This window comes from Stutzerimonas chloritidismutans AW-1 (assembly GCF_000495915.1).
GTDB classification, from domain to species: Bacteria; Pseudomonadota; Gammaproteobacteria; order Pseudomonadales; family Pseudomonadaceae; genus Stutzerimonas; species Stutzerimonas chloritidismutans.
Genome location: NZ_AOFQ01000055.1, coordinates 1 through 20319 on the forward strand (window position 1 = coordinate 1; position 20319 = coordinate 20319).

General features: G+C 63.0%; 18 protein-coding genes, 2 tRNA genes and 1 pseudogene. 9 read left to right on the top strand and 12 right to left on the bottom strand.

From position 1 onward, the window contains the following. The 3 genes and pseudogenes from F753_RS50320 to F753_RS42115 form a co-directional block, all read right to left on the bottom strand. A pseudogene (locus F753_RS50320) lies at positions 1 to 483 on the bottom strand (molybdopterin oxidoreductase family protein); the annotation flags it as partial. After that, positions 372 to 2087 (bottom strand): single-stranded-DNA-specific exonuclease RecJ, encoded by a 1716-nt coding sequence (gene recJ, locus F753_RS42110; RefSeq protein ID WP_023446230.1) that lies wholly within the window; start codon positions 2085 to 2087, stop codon positions 372 to 374. The pseudogene F753_RS50320 and the gene recJ, both read right to left, overlap by 112 nt. 26 nt (positions 2088 to 2113) lie before the next feature. Then, positions 2114 to 2641 carry a winged helix DNA-binding protein gene (locus tag F753_RS42115; RefSeq protein ID WP_023446231.1) on the bottom strand — a complete coding sequence of 176 codons (528 nt, stop codon included), beginning with the start codon at positions 2639 to 2641 and terminating at the stop codon, positions 2114 to 2116. A gap of 180 nt (positions 2642 to 2821) precedes the next feature. Between F753_RS42115 and F753_RS42120 the strand changes: the two genes are divergently transcribed. The 4 genes from F753_RS42120 to F753_RS42135 all read left to right on the top strand — a co-directional run bounded on the left by F753_RS42120 (position 2822) and on the right by F753_RS42135 (position 6521). After that, entirely contained in the window at positions 2822 to 3571 is a 750-nt protein-coding gene (locus F753_RS42120; protein WP_023446232.1) for a 5-oxoprolinase subunit PxpA, read from the top strand. Continuing rightward, positions 3568 to 4275, top strand: coding sequence for a 5-oxoprolinase subunit PxpB (gene pxpB, locus F753_RS42125; protein ID WP_023446233.1), 708 nt, complete (start codon positions 3568 to 3570; stop codon positions 4273 to 4275). The genes F753_RS42120 and pxpB overlap by 4 nt, the downstream gene beginning before the upstream one ends. Beyond that, the gene (locus tag F753_RS42130) at positions 4272 to 5186 is read left to right on the top strand and encodes a 5-oxoprolinase subunit C family protein (RefSeq protein WP_023446234.1); all 915 of its coding nucleotides are present in this window, start codon (positions 4272 to 4274) and stop codon (positions 5184 to 5186) included. The genes pxpB and F753_RS42130 overlap by 4 nt, the downstream gene beginning before the upstream one ends. A 114-nt stretch (positions 5187 to 5300) precedes the next feature. Further along, a complete protein-coding gene (locus tag F753_RS42135; protein ID WP_023446235.1) occupies positions 5301 to 6521 on the top strand; it encodes an NRAMP family divalent metal transporter in 1221 nt (406 codons plus the stop codon). A gap of 18 nt (positions 6522 to 6539) precedes the next feature. Here the strand turns inward: F753_RS42135 and F753_RS42140 are convergent, their stop codons facing one another. Beyond that, positions 6540 to 7079, bottom strand: coding sequence for a YaeQ family protein (locus F753_RS42140; RefSeq protein WP_003300734.1), 540 nt, complete (start codon positions 7077 to 7079; stop codon positions 6540 to 6542). A 195-nt stretch (positions 7080 to 7274) separates the two neighbouring features. Here F753_RS42140 and F753_RS42145 point away from each other — a divergent pair, with 195 nt between their 5' ends. Both F753_RS42145 and bfr read left to right on the top strand, forming a co-directional pair. Further along, positions 7275 to 7493, top strand: coding sequence for a bacterioferritin-associated ferredoxin (locus F753_RS42145; RefSeq protein WP_023446236.1), 219 nt, complete (start codon positions 7275 to 7277; stop codon positions 7491 to 7493). 191 nt (positions 7494 to 7684) lie between these two features. Continuing rightward, on the top strand, positions 7685 to 8155 hold the full coding sequence (gene bfr, locus F753_RS42150) for a bacterioferritin (RefSeq protein WP_003300730.1): 471 nt from the start codon (positions 7685 to 7687) through the stop codon (positions 8153 to 8155). Between the two features lie 71 nt (positions 8156 to 8226). Here the strand turns inward: bfr and bamJ are convergent, their stop codons facing one another. From bamJ to F753_RS42165, 3 genes are all read right to left on the bottom strand, one after another. Continuing rightward, positions 8227 to 8976: a BamJ family beta-barrel-assembly machinery protein gene (gene bamJ, locus F753_RS42155; protein ID WP_014821004.1), complete on the bottom strand. Its 750-nt coding sequence runs from the start codon at positions 8974 to 8976 to the stop codon at positions 8227 to 8229. A 267-nt stretch (positions 8977 to 9243) separates the two neighbouring features. After that, a tRNA-Asp gene (locus tag F753_RS42160) sits at positions 9244 to 9320 on the bottom strand. 13 nt (positions 9321 to 9333) lie between these two features. Continuing rightward, a tRNA-Val gene (locus tag F753_RS42165) sits at positions 9334 to 9409 on the bottom strand. Between the two features lie 215 nt (positions 9410 to 9624). Here F753_RS42165 and rdgC point away from each other — a divergent pair. Further along, positions 9625 to 10545 carry a recombination-associated protein RdgC gene (rdgC, locus tag F753_RS42170; RefSeq protein WP_003300724.1) on the top strand — a complete coding sequence of 307 codons (921 nt, stop codon included), beginning with the start codon at positions 9625 to 9627 and terminating at the stop codon, positions 10543 to 10545. A 36-nt stretch (positions 10546 to 10581) separates the two neighbouring features. Here the strand turns inward: rdgC and F753_RS42175 are convergent, their stop codons facing one another. The 4 genes from F753_RS42175 to F753_RS42190 all read right to left on the bottom strand — a co-directional run bounded on the left by F753_RS42175 (position 10582) and on the right by F753_RS42190 (position 13744). Next, complete coding sequence (locus F753_RS42175) at positions 10582 to 11994, bottom strand: MFS transporter (RefSeq protein ID WP_031298102.1); 1413 nt, start codon at positions 11992 to 11994, stop codon at positions 10582 to 10584. Next, entirely contained in the window at positions 11991 to 12317 is a 327-nt protein-coding gene (locus F753_RS42180; protein WP_014821006.1) for an AzlD domain-containing protein, read from the bottom strand. Before F753_RS42180 ends, F753_RS42175 begins: the two co-directional genes overlap by 4 nt. Beyond that, complete coding sequence (locus F753_RS42185; RefSeq protein WP_014821007.1) at positions 12314 to 13030, bottom strand: AzlC family ABC transporter permease; 717 nt, start codon at positions 13028 to 13030, stop codon at positions 12314 to 12316. Before F753_RS42185 ends, F753_RS42180 begins: the two co-directional genes overlap by 4 nt. A gap of 153 nt (positions 13031 to 13183) precedes the next feature. After that, positions 13184 to 13744 carry a GNAT family N-acetyltransferase gene (locus F753_RS42190; RefSeq protein WP_023446238.1) on the bottom strand — a complete coding sequence of 187 codons (561 nt, stop codon included), beginning with the start codon at positions 13742 to 13744 and terminating at the stop codon, positions 13184 to 13186. A 277-nt stretch (positions 13745 to 14021) separates the two neighbouring features. Between F753_RS42190 and F753_RS42195 the strand changes: the two genes are divergently transcribed. Next, a complete protein-coding gene (locus F753_RS42195; protein WP_023446239.1) occupies positions 14022 to 17489 on the top strand; it encodes a hybrid sensor histidine kinase/response regulator in 3468 nt (1155 codons plus the stop codon). A gap of 88 nt (positions 17490 to 17577) precedes the next feature. Then, positions 17578 to 18825, top strand: a complete 1248-nt coding sequence (locus tag F753_RS42200; RefSeq protein WP_023446240.1) for an MgtC/SapB family protein — start codon at positions 17578 to 17580, stop codon at positions 18823 to 18825. Between the two features lie 9 nt (positions 18826 to 18834). Here the strand turns inward: F753_RS42200 and F753_RS42205 are convergent, their stop codons facing one another. Further along, entirely contained in the window at positions 18835 to 20307 is a 1473-nt protein-coding gene (locus tag F753_RS42205; protein ID WP_023446241.1) for a DNA recombination protein RmuC, read from the bottom strand. Between the last annotated feature and the right edge of the window lie 12 nt (positions 20308 to 20319).

Consider the following 20319-nt stretch of genomic DNA (forward strand, 5'->3'; position numbering starts at 1 on the left):
CGCCTCGCCCCAGCCGATCGCCTGCCACTCATCGCCGCAGCGGCGCATCGGGTGGCGCAGCCGGTCAGGGTCGTTCTGGATGTCCTGCAGCGCCACCGCTTTCGGACAGATATGGCCGCGACTGAAGCTGTCGAGGGGGTCGCCCTTGATCGAAAGGATGCGCTCGCCTTCGGTCTGGATGGTCAGGCCGCAGATGGCTTCGCACAGGTGACAGGCACGGTGATGGACGGTCGTGTCGCTCATTTCGGATTCCCGCATGGCGCTGTTGTTGTCCAGCCACTCTAGGCGCCATGGCCGCGGGCAACAATCAGACGTCTTGACGGGGAATGGCGCTGGATTCAGCCGGCCTATCGTCAGCCGGCATGCATCGATCAGCGCGGGGCGATATGCGCCACCATCAGCTGCACGCTTTCCTGACCGCGGTACTCGTTGACGTCTAGCTTGTAGGCTAGCTCGGCCCAGCGCACCGTCGGGTTCGGCCAGATCTCGCGGTCGATGTTGAAGGCAATGCCGTCGAGGGTCAGCGATCCACATTCACTTTTCAGCACCAGCTTCAAATGGCGCTCGCCGACGATACGCTGCTGCACCAGCTGGAACACCCCATGGAACATCGGCTCGGGAAAATGCTGGCCCCAAGGCCCGGCGTTGCGCAGCGCACGGGCCAGTTCCAGATGAAATTCCTCGACGCTGAGCTGGCCGTCGGTGAGCAGCCGACCGGTGAGATCGTCCTCGCACAGCTGGCGGCGCACTTCGGCGTCGAAGGCTGCGGCGAAGGCACCGAAGTTGGCTTGCGGAAGCGACAGCCCGGCCGCCATGGCGTGCCCGCCGAACTTGCTGATCAAGCCAGGATGCTTGGCGGCAACCGCATCCAGCGCATCGCGGATATGAAAGCCCGGCACCGAGCGCGCCGACCCCTTGAGCAGCCCGTCGCCAGCATCGGCGAAGGCGATGGTCGGGCGGTGGTAGCGCTCCTTCAGGCGCGAAGCCAAGATGCCGATCACACCCTGATGCCAGTCCGCCTCGAACAGGCACAGGCCGAACGGCAGGTCTTCCAGCGGCAGATCCTTGAGCTGCGCCAGCGCCTCGCGCTGCATGCCCTGCTCGATGCTCTTGCGGTCCTTGTTCAGCTCATCGAGCTGGACCGCCATATCCCGCGCCAGTGCCTCGTCCTCGCAGAGCAGGCATTCGATGCCCAGCGACATGTCATCCAGCCGCCCGGCCGCGTTGAGCCGCGGGCCGAGAATGAAGCCCAGATCGGTGGAGGTGATGCGCCGATGATCGCGCCCGGCCACTTCGAGGATCGCCCGCAGGCCCGCCCTCGCCCGCCCCGCGCGAATCCGCGCCAAGCCCTGATGGACCAGAATGCGGTTGTTGGCATCCAGCGGTACCACGTCGGCGACACTGCCCAGCGCCACCAGATCGAGCAGCTCAGCCAGATTCGGCTCGGTCCAGCCCTGACGGGTGAACCAGTTCAGCTCACGCAGGCGAGCGCGTAATGCCAGCAGCACATAGAAGATGACCCCGACACCGGCGATGCACTTGCTGGGAAAGGCGCACTCAGGCTGATTGGGGTTAACGATGGCATCAGCCGCCGGCAGTTCGTGACCCGGCAGGTGATGGTCCGTGACCAGCACCTTGAGCCCTGCGGCCTTGGCCGCCGCCACGCCGTCGACGCTGGAGATGCCGTTGTCCACGGTCACCAGCAGATCGGGCTCGCGCTGCAAGGCAACGGCAACGATTTCAGGGGTCAGACCGTACCCGTACTCGAAGCGATTGGGCACCAGGTAATCGACGTGGGCAGCGCCAAGCTGGCGCAAGCCAAGTACACCCACGGTGCTGGCCGTGGCGCCATCGGCATCGAAATCGCCGACGAACAGGATGCGTTGACGCTTTTCCAGCGCCTCGACCAGCAGTTCCACCGCGGCATCGATGCCCTTGAGCTGCTTATAAGGAATCAACCGCGCCAGCCCCTTGTCCAGCTCCTCAGCGCAGGTCACGCCACGGGCCGCGTAGAGGCGCTGCAGCAGCGGCGGCAGCTCGCCAAGGTCGGGCAGCTGCTCGGGCAAGGGGCGGGGTTCGATACGCATGGAATTCCGGGCTCGGTGAAGGTCGTTTACAGGGAGGTGGCGGCGCGAGCGGCCTGGTCGTACAGCCCGGACATGGCGCGCAGCATACCCGCCAGGCGATGGATCTCATCGGGATCGATATTCAGGTTCTCGAACGACGCGATCAGGCATTCGCGGCGGATGTCGGCGTATTCCTGGCAGAGCGCGCGTCCCTTGTCAGTGGTCCGATAGAACATCTCCTTGCCCTGCTTCGCGCCGTCCACCAGACCGAGTTTGCCGAGCTTCTTCAGCGCGTAGGTCACGGTGTGCGTGTCTTCCACGTTGAGCAGCAGGCAGATGTCCGCCTGTCGCTTGGCGCGGCCGCGGCTGGTGAGGTTATGCAGCACCATGACGTCCAGCGCGTTCATCTCCACCGTACCGCAGGCTTGCATGCAACGCTCCATCCAGCGCATCAGCGCGGCGCTGGCGACGATGATGCCGTATTCGAGTTCGGACAATTCCTGAGACTGCTCGGCGAGATGTGCCGAGGCGACAATCGAGGATCGCAACGGGCGAGAGCTTTTGGCGTCAACCATTCTGAATTCCTGATTGAAGAAGCGGCGGTCGATCGTATAGAGGTGGGCGGCAAGGATACAGCAATGTCCGCGCGGTCACTTCGGCGGTCAATAGGAAAAATACGTTGATAATTTATCGATACTTTATCAGTGTATCAGCTTCGACCGCCGCACCGGCCCATCTAGAAAGGAGCAGCCATCGTGAGTCGTCTGTTACTCAATTGCGATATAGGGGAAAGCTTCGGCGCCTGGACCATGGGCTTGGATGCCGAGGTGATGCCTTTCATCGACTGCGCCAATGTCGCCTGCGGCTTCCACGCGTCCGATCCGCAGATCATGCGGCGCACAGTGGCGTTGGCACGCAAGCATGATGTGCGTATTGGCGCCCATCCGGCCTATCCGGATCTGGTCGGCTTCGGCCGGCGCTCCATGGCCTGCAGCCCGGCCGAAGTGGAGAACATGCTGCTCTACCAGATCGGCGCGCTCGACGGCATCTGCCGCGCCGAAGGCACGCAGGTCCGCTACGTCAAACCCCACGGTGCGCTGTACAACGACATGATGCGCCAGCCCGAACTGCTGCGCGCGGTGATGAGCGCCATCAAGGCCTACAGCACCAATCTGCCGCTGATGCTGATGTCCACCCGCGACAACAGCGCAAGCCAGGCGCTGGCAGCGGAAATGGGCATCACCCTGTGGTTCGAGGTGTTCGCCGACCGCGCCTATGACGCCGCCGGCATGCTGGTGTCACGCAGCCTGCCAGGCGCCGTCCACCACGATGCAGAAACCGTGACCGACCAGGCCCTGTGCCTGGCCAAGGGCGAGGCGCTGATTGCGAGCGATGGCAGCGCGCTGATTCTGCAGGCCGATACCCTCTGCGTGCATGGCGACAACGCCGGTTCCATAGCCGCCGTCCAGCGCATCCGTCAGTCGCTGCAGGCGCTTCCCGCATGAAGCCGCGGATCGAAGTGGTCGGCGTCGACAGTCTGTTGCTGCGCCTGTTCGATCAGATCGATGAAGACAACATGCCCTGGATGCTCGCCGCCAGTCAGCGTGTGCGCGAAACCTTCGGCGCGGCACTGGTCGATCTGGTGCCCTCCTACACCACGCTGCTAGTGCATTACGACCTGACCCAACTGGACGACCTGCAGGCTCGCCAGCACCTTCACCAAGCGCTCGCGGGTCTGCAGCCCGCCGCCGCCGAAACCGCGCGCCAGCATGAAATCCCGGTGTGGTACGACGCCAGCGTCGGCCCCGAGCTACGAGCGCTAGGCAAGCGCAGCGGACTCGGTGTAGCTGGCGTGATCGAGCAACACAGCGCGCATATCTATCAGGTATTCGCCCTAGGCTTTGCACCGGGTTTCGCCTTTCTCGGGCTGGTCGATGAGCGTCTGGCCAGCCCGCGCCTGGCCACACCGCGCAAGCAGGTGCCGGCGGGCAGCCTAGGCATCGCCGATCGGCAGACAGCGATCTACCCACTGGTTTCGCCGGGCGGCTGGAATCTGATCGGGCGCAGCCCGGTTCGTCTGTTCGACCGCGAGCTCGACGGCTACAGCCTCTGGCAGCCAAGCGACCGGGTGCGCTTCGTGCCCATCGAGCGCGCCGAATTCGTCCGCCTGGGCGGTGACGACAGCCCCTTCAAGGAAACCACTGCATGAGCCTGCTTATCGAACGCGCCGGCGCACTGGCCAGCCTGCAGGACGGCGGCCGTATGGGCGTACGTCACCTCGGCGTTACCCAGGGCGGCCCGGTGGACTGGATTTCCCACGGCTGGGCCAACTGGCTGCTTGGAAATCCGGTGCAGGCCGCGACAGTGGAAATCACGCTGGGGAATTTCAGCATTCGCGCGGAAACCGATACCTGCCTGGCGATCTGCGGCGCCGATCTTGGCGCCGCGCTCGATGACGAGGCCATTGCGCCGGGGCGTAGCTTCGAGGTCCGTAAGGGTCAGCTGCTTGCCTTCGCGCATCCAAAGCGAGGCGTTCGCGCCTATCTCGCGGCACCAGGCGGCTTCCAGGCGACACCGGTGTTGGGGAGCTACGCCACGGTCCGGCGCGAGCAACTCGGCGGCTTGGCCGGTGACGGCCAAGCGCTGGCCGAGGGCGACCGCTTGCACTGGCTCGGTGGTGTTTCTGCTGCTCCCCGAGAGCTGCCAGTACAAACCGTCACCCCACTATCGAGCCCGACCCTGGCGGTCGTACTCGGTGCGCAGATTGGTGATTTCAGCGGCCAGAGCCTGTTCGATGCCTTCAACAGCGACTGGACAGTCGATCAACGAGCCGACCGCATGGGCGTGCGCTTGCTCGGCCCCGCGCTTCACAGCACGCGCTCATCGATGATTTCCGAAGGCGTGCCGCTGGGGGCGATCCAGGTTCCGGCCGACGGGCAGCCGATCATCCTGCTCAACGACCGCCAGACAATCGGCGGCTATCCACGCCTCGGCGCGCTGACACCTGCGGCGGTGGCCCAGCTGGGGCAGTGCCTGCCCGGTACCTCGCTCAGGCTCAAACCGATTTCACTGGAGGCCGCGCAACGCGCGCACCGCGAACTGCTCGCCCAATGGCGATAGTCGCTCATAAGGAGCCGCTGACCAGCAGCCAGTTATTCCTACAAAAACAACATTACCGGGTATGACCCGGGCGCATTTCTACCTGCCCCAACGCCAAGAAAAAGAAGGTATCCAATGCAAGCCACACAAGCCGAACGCGGAACTCCCGCCCAGCGCAACGTCCTGCGCGGCGCCATTTTCATCATGGCGACTTCGTCCATCGGACCCGCGTTTCTAACCCAAACGTCGCTGTTCACCGAGAAGTATCTGGCGAGTTTCGCCTTCGCGATCCTGATCTCTTTGCTCATCGACATCGGTGCCCAGCTTAATATCTGGCGGGTGATCACCGTTGCCAACCTGCGCGGCCAGGACGTCGCCAACCGCGTGATACCCGGCGTCGGCCATCTGATATCCGCCTTCATCGTGCTGGGCGGCATTGCCTTCAATATCGGCAATATCGGTGGCGCCGGCCTGGCAATGAATGTGATCTTCGGCATCCCGCCGATAATCGGCTCGTTGATCGCCGCCGTGCTGATCATCGGCATCTTCCTGCTGCGCAACGCCAAGGGCGTGATGGACTCGGTGATGCAGGTTCTCGGCCTGGTAATGCTGTGCATGATCGGCTACGCCATGCTGCAGTCGAATCCACCGCTGCTCGAAGCGATGAGTCGCAGCTTTAATCCGGACGACCCATTGATCCTGCTGCTGCCGATCGTGACATTGGTGGGCGGCACGGTCGGCGGCTACATATCGTTTTCCGGTGGCCATCGCCTGGTAGAGGCCGGCATCACCGGGGTAGAGAATGTCAGGCTGGTAACCCGCGCGGCCGTGATCGGTATCGCTACCACCGGCGTCGTGCGCATCTGCCTCTTTCTTGCCGCGCTCGGGGTCGTCAGCCAGGGCCTGACTCTCGACCCGAGCAACCCCGCTGCGTCGGTGTTTTCCCATTCGATGGGCACCATCGGCTACAAGATCTTTGGCGTAGTGCTGCTGGCCGCTTCGGTTTCATCGGTGATCGGCGCCGCTTATACCAGTGTGACCTTCATGTACTCGCTGCATGACAGCATCCGCCGGCATAACCAGCGAGTGGTGATCGCCTTTATTGCCTGCTCGACGCTCATCTACAGCTTGGTCGGCCAGCCCGTGAAGGTTCTGGTGGTAGCGGGCACACTGAATGCCCTGGTGCTGCCGCTGGCACTGGGCTGCATACTGCTCGCATCGCGCAAAACGAACATCGTCGGCGACGGCTACCGTCACCCCACCTGGATGCTGATGTTCGGCATATTGGCCATGCTGGCCACGGCGGTTGGGGTGGTGATGTCGTTCAATGCGCTGCTGGAGTTCTGGCAAGCGTGACTGGCACGGCGGGCGCTCTCAGCGCTCGCCGAGCAACCAACCCAACTTCACTTCGAACTGACCACGCTCATCGGTGATGAACAACGTGCCGTCACTGATCATCACGCCCCACTGCAGACTACGCGGCAAGTCCTTGACCAACGCGGCAAGTGACTCCGAGTCGATGGTGGCAATGGACAGATTCTTCAATCCCTTCACCGCATCGATCACCTTGCCCTGCCAGACGCGCAGATTGCCATAGGCAACCAGGCTGACGCGTTCGGCTCGTCGCGAACACCAAGTCAATCGCTCTGCATCCGGCTGACCCACTTCGATCCAATGAAGGACGCGGCCATCCAGACTCTTTTCCCAGAGTGCTGGCTCGTCCACATCAGAGAGGCCGCGACCAAAGGCCAGCTGCTCGCTATACCAGAGCGCATAGGCAATCAATCGCACGCCGAGGCGTTCTTCGGTTTCCGACGGGTGTTTGGCGACCGTAAAGCGCAGATTCTCGTAAACCCCGCGGTCCAGGTCCGTGAGATTCAGCTCGACTTTATATGGTGTGGCTTGCAGGGCCATGAACGGCCTCCGTTGCGAAAAGGCGCGCAGTCTACCGCAAAGCGATCAACACCGATCCTCGCTGCGGCCTTCGACACCGTCGGTACGAACGGAAAAATACGCTCATCGGAGAACCCCCCGACGAACGAACTTTGACAATTATTCTCATTCTGATTAGCATCCCAACCGTCAACGAATTCAACGGGTAGTGCTTCTATGTACGTCTGTCTTTGCCAGGGTGTCACCGACGGCCAGATTCGCGATGCCATCTACGAAGGCTGCTGCAGCTACCGTGAAGTACGGGAAACGACCGGCGTCGCCACCCAGTGCGGCAAGTGTGCCTGCGTCGCCAAGCAGGTCGTGCGCGATACGCTCAGCAACGTGCAAAGTGCCCAGGCCTCCCTCGCCTACCCTGCCAGTTTTGTTCAGGCTTGACAGACTGAAGCCATGAAGCCGGGGCATGCCCGGCTTTTTTTTGCCTGCAAATCAGCAAGTTGCTCAGAAGGATGCGGAACGCAACTATTCTCGCTAGGGTTTAGCTTTAGCATTCAATGACTTAGGTTTGACAGGTCGCCTGAGCGTGGCCAGACTGCTTGCATTCCCACCGCGTCAGGCAGGCTAACTACATGAAAGGCGACAAGCTGGTCATTCAGCACCTCAACAAGATCCTCGGCAATGAGCTGGTAGCCATCAACCAGTACTTCCTGCACGCGCGCATGTATGAGGACTGGGGTCTCGGCAAGCTCGGCAAGCATGAGTACGAAGAATCCATCGACGAGATGAAGCATGCGGACAAGCTGATCAAGCGCATCCTGTTCCTGGAAGGCCTGCCGAATCTGCAGGATCTGGGCAAGCTGCTGATCGGTGAGAACACTCGCGAGATGCTCGAGTGCGACCTCAGGCTGGAGCAAGGTGGCGTGCAGGATCTGAAGGTCGCCATCGCTTACTGCGAAAGCGTCGGCGACTACGGCAGTCGCGAGCTGCTGGAAGACATCCTCGAATCCGAGGAGGAACACATCGACTGGCTGGAGACGCAGCTGAGCCTGATCGACAAGGTGGGCATGGAAAACTACCTGCAGTCGCAGATGGACGACTGATTCAGTAGCAAGCCCATGTAAAAACGCCCCGACTAGATCGGGGCGTTTTCGTTTGCAGCGAAGAGAACCGCTTATTCCTGCTCGGCTGCTTCAGCAGGCTGCTCGGCTGCGGGCTGCTCGGCCTCGTCACCCTTGATATCCAGCAGCTCGAGATCGAAGACCAGCACCGAGTTGGCCGGAATCAGCGGGCTCGGGCTCTGCTCGCCGTAGGCCAGTTCGCTCGGGATGTAGAGCTTGTACTTTTCGCCCACATGCATCAGCTGCAGACCTTCGACCCAACCTGGAATCACACCGCCGACCGGCAGATCGATCGGGCTGCCGCGCTTGATCGAGCTGTCGAAGACGGTGCCGTCGGTCAAGCTGCCCTCGTAGTGCACGGTCACCACGTCGTTCTCGGTCGGTTGACGGCCTTCGGCCGCCTTGACGACTTCGTACTGCAGACCGGATTCGGTGGTCTTCACGCCCTCACGCTTGGCGTTGTCTTCGAGGAACTTCTTGCCAGCCTCGACCGCTTTGGCATTCATCTCAACCATGCGCTCTTCGGCACGGGTTTGTAGGAAGGTGAAAGCTTCCATCAGCTGCTCATCGGTGAGCTTCTGCTCCTTCTTGCCGATGGCATCTTCAATACCCTGCGCAACAGCCTGGGAGTCGAGATCATCCATACCCTCCTGCGCAAGGCTCTTGCCCATGTTCAGGCCGATACCATAGGACGCCTTCTGCGCCGGAGTGTCCAGTTTGACACTGGTCTGCGAGTCGCAGCCGGCCAGCACCAGGCCAACCAGGGCAACCGCAGGCGCCAAACGATGATGTCTCAGTCTCATGCTGTTTCCTTAAATACGCTGTTGGGCATTCGAAAAACCGATGGTCGAGCTTAGCAGCGCATCCCGGCACTGGCTACCGCACCCCAAGGCAAGGACCGTAAAGAGATTGCAAAGAACGGACGCGCGTAGCAATCCGACAGCAGGATCGAGCCGAGCGAGAAGCGGCACCCGCAGCTTCCGCCCACAAAAATTCAGGCAAAAAAAAACGGCCTAGATGGCCGTTTCTTTCGTTGCTTCAGGGCGTTCAGTGGACCCGTGAAGCGAATATGGCGCAGCGGACGGGACTCGAACCCGCGACCCCCGGCGTGACAGGCCGGTATTCTAACCGACTGAACTACCGCTGCGCTAAACCTCGAGTGGTGGGTGATGACGGGATCGAACCGCCGACCCTCTGCTTGTAAGGCAGATGCTCTCCCAGCTGAGCTAATCACCCGTTTGCTCTCGAAGTGGGGCGCATTCTAGAGAGGGTTCCGCACCTTGGCAACCCCCTTTCGAAAAAAAAATTGCAGAAGTTCCAAAGACTTAGGAAAACCCTCGATTTACCAGCCGATTTTTCTCGTCCGCCGTGCATTAACATCCCGCAGGGTTGGCCTGAACTGGCCAGGCAGGAATAATGCACCCCTTTGCTTTCCGGAGATCTACCCCGCCATGTGGTTTCGTAACCTGCTCGTTTACCGTCTCACCCAGAACGTCGCTCTAGATGCCGAGACACTCGAAGCTGCACTGGCCGCCAAACCTGCCCGCCCCTGCGCCAGCCAGGAGCTGAGCACCTACGGCTTCGTCGCCCCTTTTGGTAAGGGTGAAGACGCCCCCCTGGTGCACGTCAGCCAGGGGTTCCTGCTGATCGCCACGCGCAAGGAAGAACGCATTCTTCCGGGCAGCGTCGTCAAGGATGCGCTGAAGGAAAAGGTCGACGAGATCGAAGCCGAGCAGATGCGCAAGGTCTACAAGAAGGAGCGCGACCAGATAAAAGACGAGATCATCCAGGCCTTTCTGCCGCGCGCCTTCATCCGCAAATCCGGCACCTTCGCCGCAATCGACGCCGAGCGCGGGCTGATCCTGGTGAACTCGGCCAGCCCGAAGAAGGCCGAGGACCTGCTGTCCACCCTGCGTGAAGCGATCGGCTCGCTGCCGGTGCGCCCGCTGACCGTGAAGATTGCGCCAAGCGCCACCCTGACCGATTGGGTCAAGACGCAGAAGTCCGCAGACGACTTCTTCGTGCTCGACGAATGCGAGCTGCGCGATACCCACGAGGACGGCGGCGTGGTGCGCTGCAAGCGCCAGGACCTGACCAGCGACGAGATCCAGCAGCATATGGAAGCCGGCAAGCAGGTCACCCAGCTGTCCCTGGCCTGGCAGGACAAGCTGTCCTTCGTGCTGGACGACAAGTTGATCATCAAGCGCCTGCGCTTCGAGGAACTGCTGCAGGACCAGGCCGAGCAGGACGGTGGTGAAGACGCCCTTGCCCAGCAGGACGCCAGTTTCCTGCTGATGATGATGACCTTCCGCGAGTTCCTGCCTGCGCTGTTCGAGGCGTTCGGTGGCGAAGAAGTCCCCCAGGGCCTCTGACACCCGCCCGGGGCGCTGATCGGCGCCCCGCTCCCCTCAACGCACCTTCAGCTGCAACGCCAGCGCCCCGCCCAATCGCTCCCCCAGCGACCAGACCAGAAAACGCTCGATGAACTCCGGCGCATCGACGAACAGCGCCCCGCAGACCAGCACGCTGAGCAACGAAACAGTCAGGAAAAGCTGCGGTATCGAGAGCTTCAGCAGCACCAGCAGGACAATTGCGATGATCGCCGACGCGACCATGAACAGCGCATTGAGAATGTTGTTCGCTGCCACCACTCGCGAGCGCTCGTGAACCACACTGCGTGACTGGATCAGGGCATACAGCGGGACGATGTACAGCCCACCGAAAATCCCCAGCCCGAGGATATCCATCAGTACCCACCAGGCAGAAGGCTCGCGGAGCAGCGCAAGCCAGTCGACCGTACCCAGAGGCTCCACGTGGCCGCTCGCATGCCACCACAGCAGCACTCCGCAAAGGCTCAGGCCAATGGCTCCGAACGGGACCAGGCCGATCTCCACGTGATGCCGCGACAGCCGCTCGCAAAGCAGCGATCCCAGCGCGATGCCGACCGAAAACAGCGTCAGGATCAACGTCACCACGCTTTCATCGCCACCGAGATAGTCCTTGGCAAACGCCGGGATCTGCGTCAGGTAGGTCGCACCGAGAAACCAGAACCAGGAATTGCCCAGCATGGCCCGGGACACCGCCCGCTGCTGACCGAGCCCCAGCCGCAGAATGCGCCATGACTGACGCAGCACGCGCCAATCCATATGCAGGGTCGGCAGCGCTGCCGTACCGGCTGGAATGGCCAGACTGGCGAGATAACCGACGAGCGCGATCAGCACCACGCTGATCGCCACCAGCTCGGCGTAGCCCTCACTCGCCATCAACACACCCGCACCGATGGTGCCCCCGAGAATCGCCAGGAACGTTCCCATCTCCACCAGCGCATTGCCTCCCACCAGCTCATCCTCGGCGAGCTGCTGCGGCAGGATCGAGTACTTGACCGGACCAAACAGCGCCGACTGGGTGCCCATGCAGAACAGCACCGCAAGCAATACCGGCAGGTTGCCGAGCAGCATGCCGAGCGCCCCGACAAGCATGATCAGGATCTCGGCGAACTTGATCCGGCGAATCAGCCAGGCCTTCTCGAAGCGCTCGCCGAACTGGCCACCCAGCGCGGAGAACAGAAAGAACGGCAGGATGAACAGCAGCGCACAAAGATTAATCAGCAGACTCTTGTCGGCGCCAGTGCCGATCTTGAACAGAATCGCCAGGATCAACGCCTGCTTGAACACGTTGTCGTTGAATGCACCGAGCAGCTGCGTGCAGAAAAAAGGCAGGAAGCGACGCTTGCCGAGCAGGCGAAACTGCGAATGCGTGGTCGCCGGCCCGCCAGCTGGCACACGCCTTGTCGAGCTAGCCCCGGTCGATTCCTGATTCATATCGGCAACTGCCCGAAAGCCCAGCGCAGCAGAAAGAAGCTCAGCAGTCCGCCGGCGATAGTCGCCAGCAGGTTGCGGCTAAACGCGGCTATGAGGATCGCCAACAGCCCCGCTAGCAGATAGGCATTGTCCGGGCGCAACGCCCACTGCCCTTCCGGCATCAGCATTCCCGGCACCACGATGGCAGTCAGTACCGCCACCGGCACGTAATGCAGCCCCTGCTCGATAGCGCGGGGAAAGCGCAGGTTGGGCCAGGCGAAAAAGCTGTAGCGGATCACGAAGGTGATCGCCAGCATGCCGAAGATCAGCAACCAGGTCGTCATAGCGCCCCCTGCATGCGCGCAGCCGCTTCGGCGCGACGTTCGAGCCAGACGCCGACGACGATGCCGGCCATGGCGGCGGCGATCAGTCCGAGCTTGTAAGGCAGCTCCCAGGTCAGCAAGGCCACCGCGCCAGCCACCAGCGCCGAGGCCACCTGCGGGCGCGTCCGCATCATCGGCACCGCGATGCCGATGAAGGTGGCGATCATGGCGAAGTCCAGCCCCCAGCTGGCGATATCCGGAACCGCCTGACCGAAGGCGACCCCCACCAGTGTCGACAACTGCCAGTTGATGTACATGGTCAGCGCGGCGCCGAGAAAGAACCAATGCTTGTACGGCGACTCATCGTCGCGGGCATAGCGGTTCTGCACCACGGCGAAGGCCTCGTCCGTGAGCCAGAACGCCAGAGGGGCGCGCCAGCGGCCCGGCAGATGACGAACGAATGGCTGCAGCGCGGCGCTGTACAAGGCATGCCGCAGATTGACCACGAAGGTGGTCAGCAGTACCACGGCTGCGCCAACGCCACCGGTTATCAGCGTGATCGCGATGAACTGTGCGGAACCGGCGAAGACCAGCGAAGACATGCCCATGGTCTGCCAGGGCGTCAATCCGGCGCCGACGGCCAGCGTGCCGAAGATGACGCCGAACGGAATCGCACCGAGGATCAACGGCAGAATGTCACGGCATCCGTGAACGAACTCTTGCGAGCGGGACATTGGAACTCCTGTAGCCAATTTCGCACCGAACCTTGCGTTGCCTATCGATCTCGTAGCGAAAGGCGTGGGTGGCGGACGGATCGACGCAAAACATGCGGCAAAGCACCGCACGATAACCGAACTCAGACGCTCAGGCGATGCGTCGCAGAGCAGTCAGTCGGCCGCGAGCCGCTGCTTGAGCTGCGGCCAGTCACGGTCGGTGATGCTGTACAGCACGGTATCGTCCAGACGACCGTCTGCCAGTCGCCGATGGTTACGCAGCAATCCTTCGCGTAGGGCACCTAGCTTTTCGATGGCCCGCTGCGAGCGGAGGTTACTGGCGGCAGTCTTCAGCTGCAGGCGAACCAACTGCCATTCTTCGAATGCGTGACGCAGCAGCAGGTACTTGATCGAGGCATTCAGCCCGGTGCCATGCTCCGCATGGTCCAGCCAGGTCCAGCCCAATTCGGCCGCCGGCAGGCTCAGGTTGAAGTCGGCGAAGCGCGTGGTGCCGACCAGCTGCTCGGCCATGCGCACACTGAAGACAACCGCGCGCCCCTCGCGCTGTTCCGCCAGCGCATGGCGGTACCAGTCCGGCCGTAGCGGCCCGCTCATATATGTCAGCTCGGCGCGGTTCCGCTCTGCCAGGGCAACCAGCTCCGGGATATCCGCTTCCATCAGCGGCTCCAGGCGCAGCGCCCCGCGTTGCAGGGTTACCGGATGGGGGCTGAGCATGACATTCTCCTGTTATTGCGTTCGGGCAAATCGGCGGTTACCAGACAGTAACCCATGGCGCAGGAAACGCCGTACTTCGCGGACGACCGGCGATATTGCTGGCGGGCCCGCGCTAGACGCATGCGACCTTGGTCGCAACCCTGCACACGGGGTGACCATTGCTGCGAAACTTCGCGAACTCAGCATATTAACGAGTCACCAGGGCTGATTGAATTCGGCACCGTTACCGGCCCGCCGAGGCCTGCCTGGCACTCACCTTTCGTTTTCTGGAGTTTGCATGACGCTGTCAGGCGGGCTGATCGCCGCGGTCGCCCTCGTCTATATGGCCATTCTGTTCGCCATCGCTTTCTACGGCGACCGCAACAGCGCTTCCATGTCGCCGCGCCTGCGGCCTTGGGTCTATAGCCTTTCACTGGCGGTGTACTGCACCAGCTGGACCTTCTTCGGCGCTGTTGGCCAATCCGCCGAGCAGCTCTGGGCGTTCCTGCCGATCTATCTGGGCCCGATCCTGCTGATGCTGTTCGCACCGCATGTGATCCAGAAGATGATCATGATCAGCAAGCAGGAGAACATCACCTCCATTGCCGACTTCATCGCCGCCCGCTATGGCAAATCCCAGCTGCTGGCAGTGGTTGTTACGCTGATCTGCCTGGTTGGCGTACTGCCGTACATCGCGCTGCAGCTCAAAGGCATCGTACTCGGCGTCAACCTGCTAAGCGGCATCAACATCGAGGCAGCCGGCACCGGCACGCGCGACACCGCGCTGATCGTCTCGATCGTGCTGGCGCTGTTCACCATCCTCTTCGGCACGCGCAACCTCGATGTGACCGAGCATCACCGCGGCATGGTCCTAGCAATCGCTTTCGAATCGCTGATCAAGCTGCTGGCATTCCTGGCGGTGGGCGCCTTCGTCACCTTCGGCCTGTTCGACGGCTTCGGCGATCTGTTCAATCAGGCCTATGATTCGCCGGACCTTGCCGGATTCTGGAGCGAAGGTGTCAACTGGTCAGCCATGCTGGTCCAGACCACCGTCGCGATGATGGCGATCGTCTGTCTGCCGCGGCAGTTTCACGTTTCTGTGGTGGAAAACATCGAGCCGCGAGACTTCCGTATGGCCCGCTGGGTGTTTCCGCTCTATCTGGTACTCGCCGCGGTGTTCGTCATCCCGATCGCGCTGGCCGGACAGATGCTGCTGCCGCCTGGCGTAACGCCGGACTCTTTCGTCATCAGCCTGCCGTTGGCCGAACTGCATCCCTGGCTCGCCCTGCTCGCCTTCATCGGCGGCGCCTCGGCGGCAACCGGCATGGTAATCGTCGCCAGCGTCGCACTGTCGACCATGGTTTCCAACGACATGCTGCTGCCCTGGCTGCTGCGCCGCCAGGAAACCGAGCGCCCATTCGAGGCGTTCCGTCACTGGATGCTCTCGGTACGTCGCATCAGCATCGTCGTGATCCTGCTGCTCGCCTATGTCAGCTACCGCCTGCTCGGCTCCACGGCATCGCTGGCTACAATCGGCCAGATCGCCTTCGCCGCCATCACTCAGCTGGCCCCGGCGATGGTTGGTGCGCTGTATTGGAAGCAGGCCAACCGTCGCGGCGTGTTCGCCGGCCTGACCGCCGGCGCGGCAATCTGGTTCTATACGCTGATTGTTCCTCTGCTGGGCTGGCCGCTGGAAATGTTCCCGGGCCTGAGCTGGATGTACAACGGCGGCCTCGGTTTCGGCCTCAGCGGACTGACCCTGGGCGTGACCCTGTCGCTGATCGGCAATGCCACGCTGTTCTTCTGGGTATCCATCCTCACCCAGACCCACGTGGCCGAGCATTGGCAGGCCAGCCGTTTCATCGGTCAGGAGATCGCCTCCCCGACCGGTGCCCGCCGTCTGCTCGCCGTACGCGTCGAAGACCTGCTGGTCCTGGCATCCCGCTTCGTCGGCGCCGAGCGCGCCGAGCAGAGTTTCCAGCGCTTTGCCCGTCGCCACGGCCAGGACTTCTCGCCCAAGCTGCAGGCCGATGGTCAGTGGATCGCCCATACCGAACGCCTGCTGGCGGGCGTGCTCGGCGCGTCGTCCACCCGTGCGGTGGTCAAGGCAGCGCTGGAAGGCCGCGACATGCAGGTCGACGACGTGGTGCGCATCGTCGGCGAAGCGTCGGAGGTGCTGCAGTTCAACCGCGCACTGCTGCAAGGCGCGATCGAGAACATCACCCAGGGCATCAGCGTGGTCGATCAGTCGCTGCGTCTGGTGGCATGGAACCATCGCTATCTCGAACTCTTCGAGTACCCGGACGGGCTGGTCTACATCGGCCGCCCGATCGCCGACATCATCCGCTACAACGCCGAACGCGGACTATGCGGTCCCGGTGATCCCGACACCCACGTGGCCAAGCGCCTGTACTGGATGCGCCAAGGTCGCGCGCATACGTCCGAGCGGCTGTTCCCCAACGGCCGCGTCGTGGAGCTGATCGGCAACCCGATGCCGGGCGGCGGCTTCGTCATGAGCTTCAGTGACATCACCGCCTACCGCGAAGCCGAACGCGCCTTGAAAGATGCCAACGAAGGTCTCGAACAGCGCGTCAGCGAGCGGACCCAGGAACTGTCGCAGCTCAACCAGGCGCTGATCGAAGCCAAGAGCACCGCGGAAGCGGCCAACCAGTCGAAGACCCGCTTCCTCGCCGCCGTCAGCCACGACCTGATGCAGCCGCTCAACGCCGCACGGCTGTTCTCCGCCGCACTGTCGCATCAGCAGAGCGCGCTGCCCAGCGAGGCCCAGGAACTGGTGCAGCATCTGGACAGTTCGCTGCGTTCGGCTGAAGACCTGATCACCGACCTGTTGGATATCTCGCGCCTGGAAAGCGGTCGGGTGACTCCGGATCGCAACCCCTTCCCGCTCGCCACGCTGTTCGACACGCTGGGCACGGAGTTCACCGCCCTGGCCCGCGAACAGGGGGTCAACTTCCGCGTGCACGGCAGCAAGCTGCGCGTCGACAGTGACATCCGCCTGCTCCGTCGCGTGCTGCAGAACTTCATCACCAATGCCTTCCGTTACGCCAAGGGCCGCGTGGTACTCGGCGTGCGCCGGCAAGGCGCATCACTGCGGCTCGAAGTCTGGGACCGCGGCCCGGGCATCCCGCATGACAAGCTGAAAGTGATCTTCGAGGAGTTCAAACGCCTCGACAGCCACCAGACCCGCGCGGAGAAAGGCCTGGGCCTGGGCCTGGCCATCGCCGACGGTCTCTGCCACGTACTCGAACACCCACTGGAAGTGCGCTCCTGGCCGGGCAAGGGCAGCGTGTTCAGCGTCACTGTGCCGATCGCCCGTGCATTGAGCCAGCCGCGCCCGGCAGCCAAGCGTGGCGAGCCGCATCACACCGCATTGACCGGCACTCAGGTTCTTTGCATCGATAACGAGGACAGCATTCTGGTCGGCATGAACAGCCTGCTCACCCGCTGGGGTTGCCAGGTATGGACCGCCAGCAACCGCGCCGAATGCGAAGCGCTGCTGGCCGAGGACATTCGCCCGCAACTGGTGCTGGTCGACTATCACCTCGACGAGGGCCAGACCGGCACCGAGCTGATGGCCTGGTTGCGCACCCGGCTGGGCGAGCCGGTGCCCGGCGTGGTGATCAGTGCCGATGGCCGCCCGGAACTGGTGGCGGCGATTCACGCAAGCGGCCTGGATTTCCTCGCCAAGCCGGTCAAGCCTGCGGCGTTGCGCGCCCTGATGAGCCGGCACCTGACGCTTCAGTAAACAGGCGACCTCGGCCAGCGGGTGAAACAATCGCGGCCGAGGCCGGTTACACTGCTGGCAATTTGCACACTTGGCGGCAAGGTGGCCGATGACGCTCGAGCTTTTTCTCAACCTCGCCACGGCGCTTGCCGTCGGGCTACTGATCGGCACCGAACGTAGCTGGAGCGGCAGAGACGGCCCCGGCCAGGAGCTGGTCGCCGGGGTCCGCACCTTCGGCCTGTCGGGCCTGTTCGGCGGGCTCGCGGCGGTTAGCGTCAGCCATCTCGGCGGCTCTGCCTGGGTGGCCATGTTCGCCATGCTCGCGCTGCTGGTCATTGCCGGCTATCTGATCGATGCGCGTCGCAGCGGCGACCATGGCATGACCACCGAGGTCGCCATGCTGCTGACCTTTGTTCTCGGCAGCCTGGCGGTCGCGGAGAGCCGGCAGCTCGCCGCCGCATGCGCCATCGTCGTGGCGCTGCTGCTGAGCCTGAAAGCCCCGCTGCATCAGGCGCTGAAGCGGCTCAGCGAGGCGGAACTGGGCGGCGCGCTGAAGATGCTGTTCATCTCCGTGGTGCTGCTGCCCACGCTGCCGAACCAGGGCTATGGCCCCTGGCAGGCACTCAATCCCTACACGACCTGGATGATGGTGGTACTGATCGCCGGAATCGGTTTCGCCGCATACGTGGCGATCCGTATCCTTGGTCCTCGTCACGGCCTCTTCGTCACGGCGCTGCTTGGCGGCATCGTCTCCTCCACTGCGATGACCATCACGCTGGCGCGGCTGAACGCGCCGAAGCTGCGTGCCGCGCTCGCAGCCGGCCTGCTGGCGACGTCGGCGCTCATGTTTCCTCGCGTTCTACTGGAGGTGGGACTGGTCAATCCGGCGCTGCTTCCCGGCCTGATCCTGCCTCTGGCGTGCGCCGGCGCCATCTATACAGCAGGTGCAATCTTCTATTACCTGCTGGCAGCCAAAACGCCCACAGACACTGCCGAGCCCCTGCTGAAGAACCCGTTCGAGCTGGGACCGGCGCTACGCTTCGCCGCCTTGCTAGTGTTGATCCTGCTACTGGTCGAGGGGGCACGGCGCTGGCTGGGCGATGCCGGCATCTACATGGTGTCGCTGGTCGCAGGTCTGACCGATGTGGATGCGATCACCCTCTCGCTGGCCAACAATGCCCGCGACGGGCTCAGTCATGAGGTCGCGTCGCGCGGCATCGTATTCGCCGCGCTGAGCAACAGCCTGGTCAAGGCCATGCTGATCGCCTTCATCGGTGGCCGTGAACTGGCTATCCGTACCCTGCCGATCATGTTCGCCGGGCTGCTGACCGCGCTCGCCGTGCTGCTGTTGCGTTAGCGCCGTGATCTAGTCGCCCGCCTCGCTGAGTTCCTCGGCACCGGCACGCTCCAGCCAGTCGCCCGGCAAGCGCTTGCTGGCCCGTGCACCGAGCGACTTCAATTGCTCGGCTCGACCAACAAGGTTGCCGCGACCATCGCTAAGCTTGTTGCGCGCCGCCAGGTAAGCACGATCCACCTGCTGCAAGCGGCTGCCGATCTCATCGAGATCCTGGATGAAGGCGACGAACTTGTCGTAAAGCCCGCCGGCTTTCTCGGCGATCTCCCGGGCGTTCTGGCTTTGCCGTTCCTGCCGCCAGAGGCTGTCGATGACCCGCAGGGTGGCGAGCAAGGTCGTCGGACTGACGATCACGATGTGCCGCCCATAGGCTTCTTGGAACAGATCGGGATCTGCCTGCAGCGCGGCCGCGAAAGCCGCCTCGATCGGCACGAACAGCAGCACGAAGTCGAGGCTCTGCAAACCATCGAGGCGCTGGTAGTCCTTCAGCGAGAGCCCCTTGAGGTGGCTGCGCAGCGATTGCACATGCTGCTTGAGCGCCAGCGCCCGGCTGCCTTCATCCTCGGCGCAGGTCAGCGCCTGATAGGCGGTCAGACTGACTTTGGCATCAACCACGACCTGCTTGTCCCCGGGCAGATGGATCAGCACATCCGGCTGAAAACGCTCACCGTCCGGGCTCTTCAGGCTGACCTGCGTATGGTACTCGCGGCCCTTCTCCAACCCGGCGTGCTCCAGCACCTTTTCCAGCACCAGCTCGCCCCAGTTGCCCTGCGTCTTCTGCCCTTGCAGCGCACGGGTCAGGTTGGTCGCTTCATCACCAAGGCGTTGGTTCAGCTGCTGCAGGCGCTCCAGCTCGCGAGCCAGGGAGAAGCGCTCGCGCGCTTCGTTCTGGTAGCTCTCCTCGACTCGCTTCTCGAACGACTGGATGCGTTCCTTCAGCGGTTCGAGCAGCTGCCCCAGGCGCTCATGGCTGGACTCGCTGAAACGCTGCTCACGCTCGTCGAAGATCTTGCCGGCCAGCTCGGCGAACTGTGCCCGCAGGTCGTCACGCGCTGCCTGCAGGTCTGCCAGCCTTTGCTGATGGGCGTTGTGCTGTTCGCGCAGTTCGGCTTCGAGCGCGGCATGGGTCGCACTCAACCGGCGCAGTTCACCTTGCTGGGCGTCGCGCTCGGCTTGCAGGTCGGCAATGGTTTCATCATGGCCGTCACGCTGCGTGCGCAACAGTTCGGCCTCGCGGCGCAGCGCAGCCAGCTCGGCCTGCTGCGCTGATTTTATGCCACTCAACTCAGTCAGCTCGATCCGACAGCTCTCCAGCTGCGCCGTCAGCCCCTCCTGCGCCAAGGTGGCCTGTCGGAGCCGCTCATCGAGCAACGCCTGTTCGGACTCGCTGGCGGACAGGCGGCGCTGCAGATAAAGGCTCAGCCCAGCCAAGGCAGCCAGGCCGAGCGCCAGACCGATCAATAGATGAAGAGGATCAAAGGACATGAAGGGCTCCGG

What these genes read in the sequence shown, in the direction of transcription:
- rdgC (WP_003300724.1), top strand. Translation starts at nt 9,625, where the DNA reads ATGTGGTTTCGTAACCTGCTCGTTTACCGTCTCACCCAGAACGTCGCT.
- recJ (WP_023446230.1), bottom strand. Translation starts at nt 2,087, where the DNA reads ATGCGTATCGAACCCCGCCCCTTGCCCGAGCAGCTGCCCGACCTTGGC.
- F753_RS42180 (WP_014821006.1), bottom strand. Translation starts at nt 12,317, where the DNA reads ATGACGACCTGGTTGCTGATCTTCGGCATGCTGGCGATCACCTTCGTG.
- F753_RS42135 (WP_023446235.1), top strand. Translation starts at nt 5,301, where the DNA reads ATGCAAGCCACACAAGCCGAACGCGGAACTCCCGCCCAGCGCAACGTC.
- F753_RS42145 (WP_023446236.1), top strand. Translation starts at nt 7,275, where the DNA reads ATGTACGTCTGTCTTTGCCAGGGTGTCACCGACGGCCAGATTCGCGAT.
- F753_RS42130 (WP_023446234.1), top strand. Translation starts at nt 4,272, where the DNA reads ATGAGCCTGCTTATCGAACGCGCCGGCGCACTGGCCAGCCTGCAGGAC.
- pxpB (WP_023446233.1), top strand. Translation starts at nt 3,568, where the DNA reads ATGAAGCCGCGGATCGAAGTGGTCGGCGTCGACAGTCTGTTGCTGCGC.
- F753_RS42115 (WP_023446231.1), bottom strand. Translation starts at nt 2,641, where the DNA reads ATGGTTGACGCCAAAAGCTCTCGCCCGTTGCGATCCTCGATTGTCGCC.
- F753_RS42195 (WP_023446239.1), top strand. Translation starts at nt 14,022, where the DNA reads ATGACGCTGTCAGGCGGGCTGATCGCCGCGGTCGCCCTCGTCTATATG.
- F753_RS42205 (WP_023446241.1), bottom strand. Translation starts at nt 20,307, where the DNA reads ATGTCCTTTGATCCTCTTCATCTATTGATCGGTCTGGCGCTCGGCCTG.
- bfr (WP_003300730.1), top strand. Translation starts at nt 7,685, where the DNA reads ATGAAAGGCGACAAGCTGGTCATTCAGCACCTCAACAAGATCCTCGGC.
- F753_RS42190 (WP_023446238.1), bottom strand. Translation starts at nt 13,744, where the DNA reads ATGCTCAGCCCCCATCCGGTAACCCTGCAACGCGGGGCGCTGCGCCTG.
- F753_RS42200 (WP_023446240.1), top strand. Translation starts at nt 17,578, where the DNA reads ATGACGCTCGAGCTTTTTCTCAACCTCGCCACGGCGCTTGCCGTCGGG.
- bamJ (WP_014821004.1), bottom strand. Translation starts at nt 8,976, where the DNA reads ATGAGACTGAGACATCATCGTTTGGCGCCTGCGGTTGCCCTGGTTGGC.
- F753_RS42185 (WP_014821007.1), bottom strand. Translation starts at nt 13,030, where the DNA reads ATGTCCCGCTCGCAAGAGTTCGTTCACGGATGCCGTGACATTCTGCCG.
- F753_RS42175 (WP_031298102.1), bottom strand. Translation starts at nt 11,994, where the DNA reads ATGAATCAGGAATCGACCGGGGCTAGCTCGACAAGGCGTGTGCCAGCT.
- F753_RS42140 (WP_003300734.1), bottom strand. Translation starts at nt 7,079, where the DNA reads ATGGCCCTGCAAGCCACACCATATAAAGTCGAGCTGAATCTCACGGAC.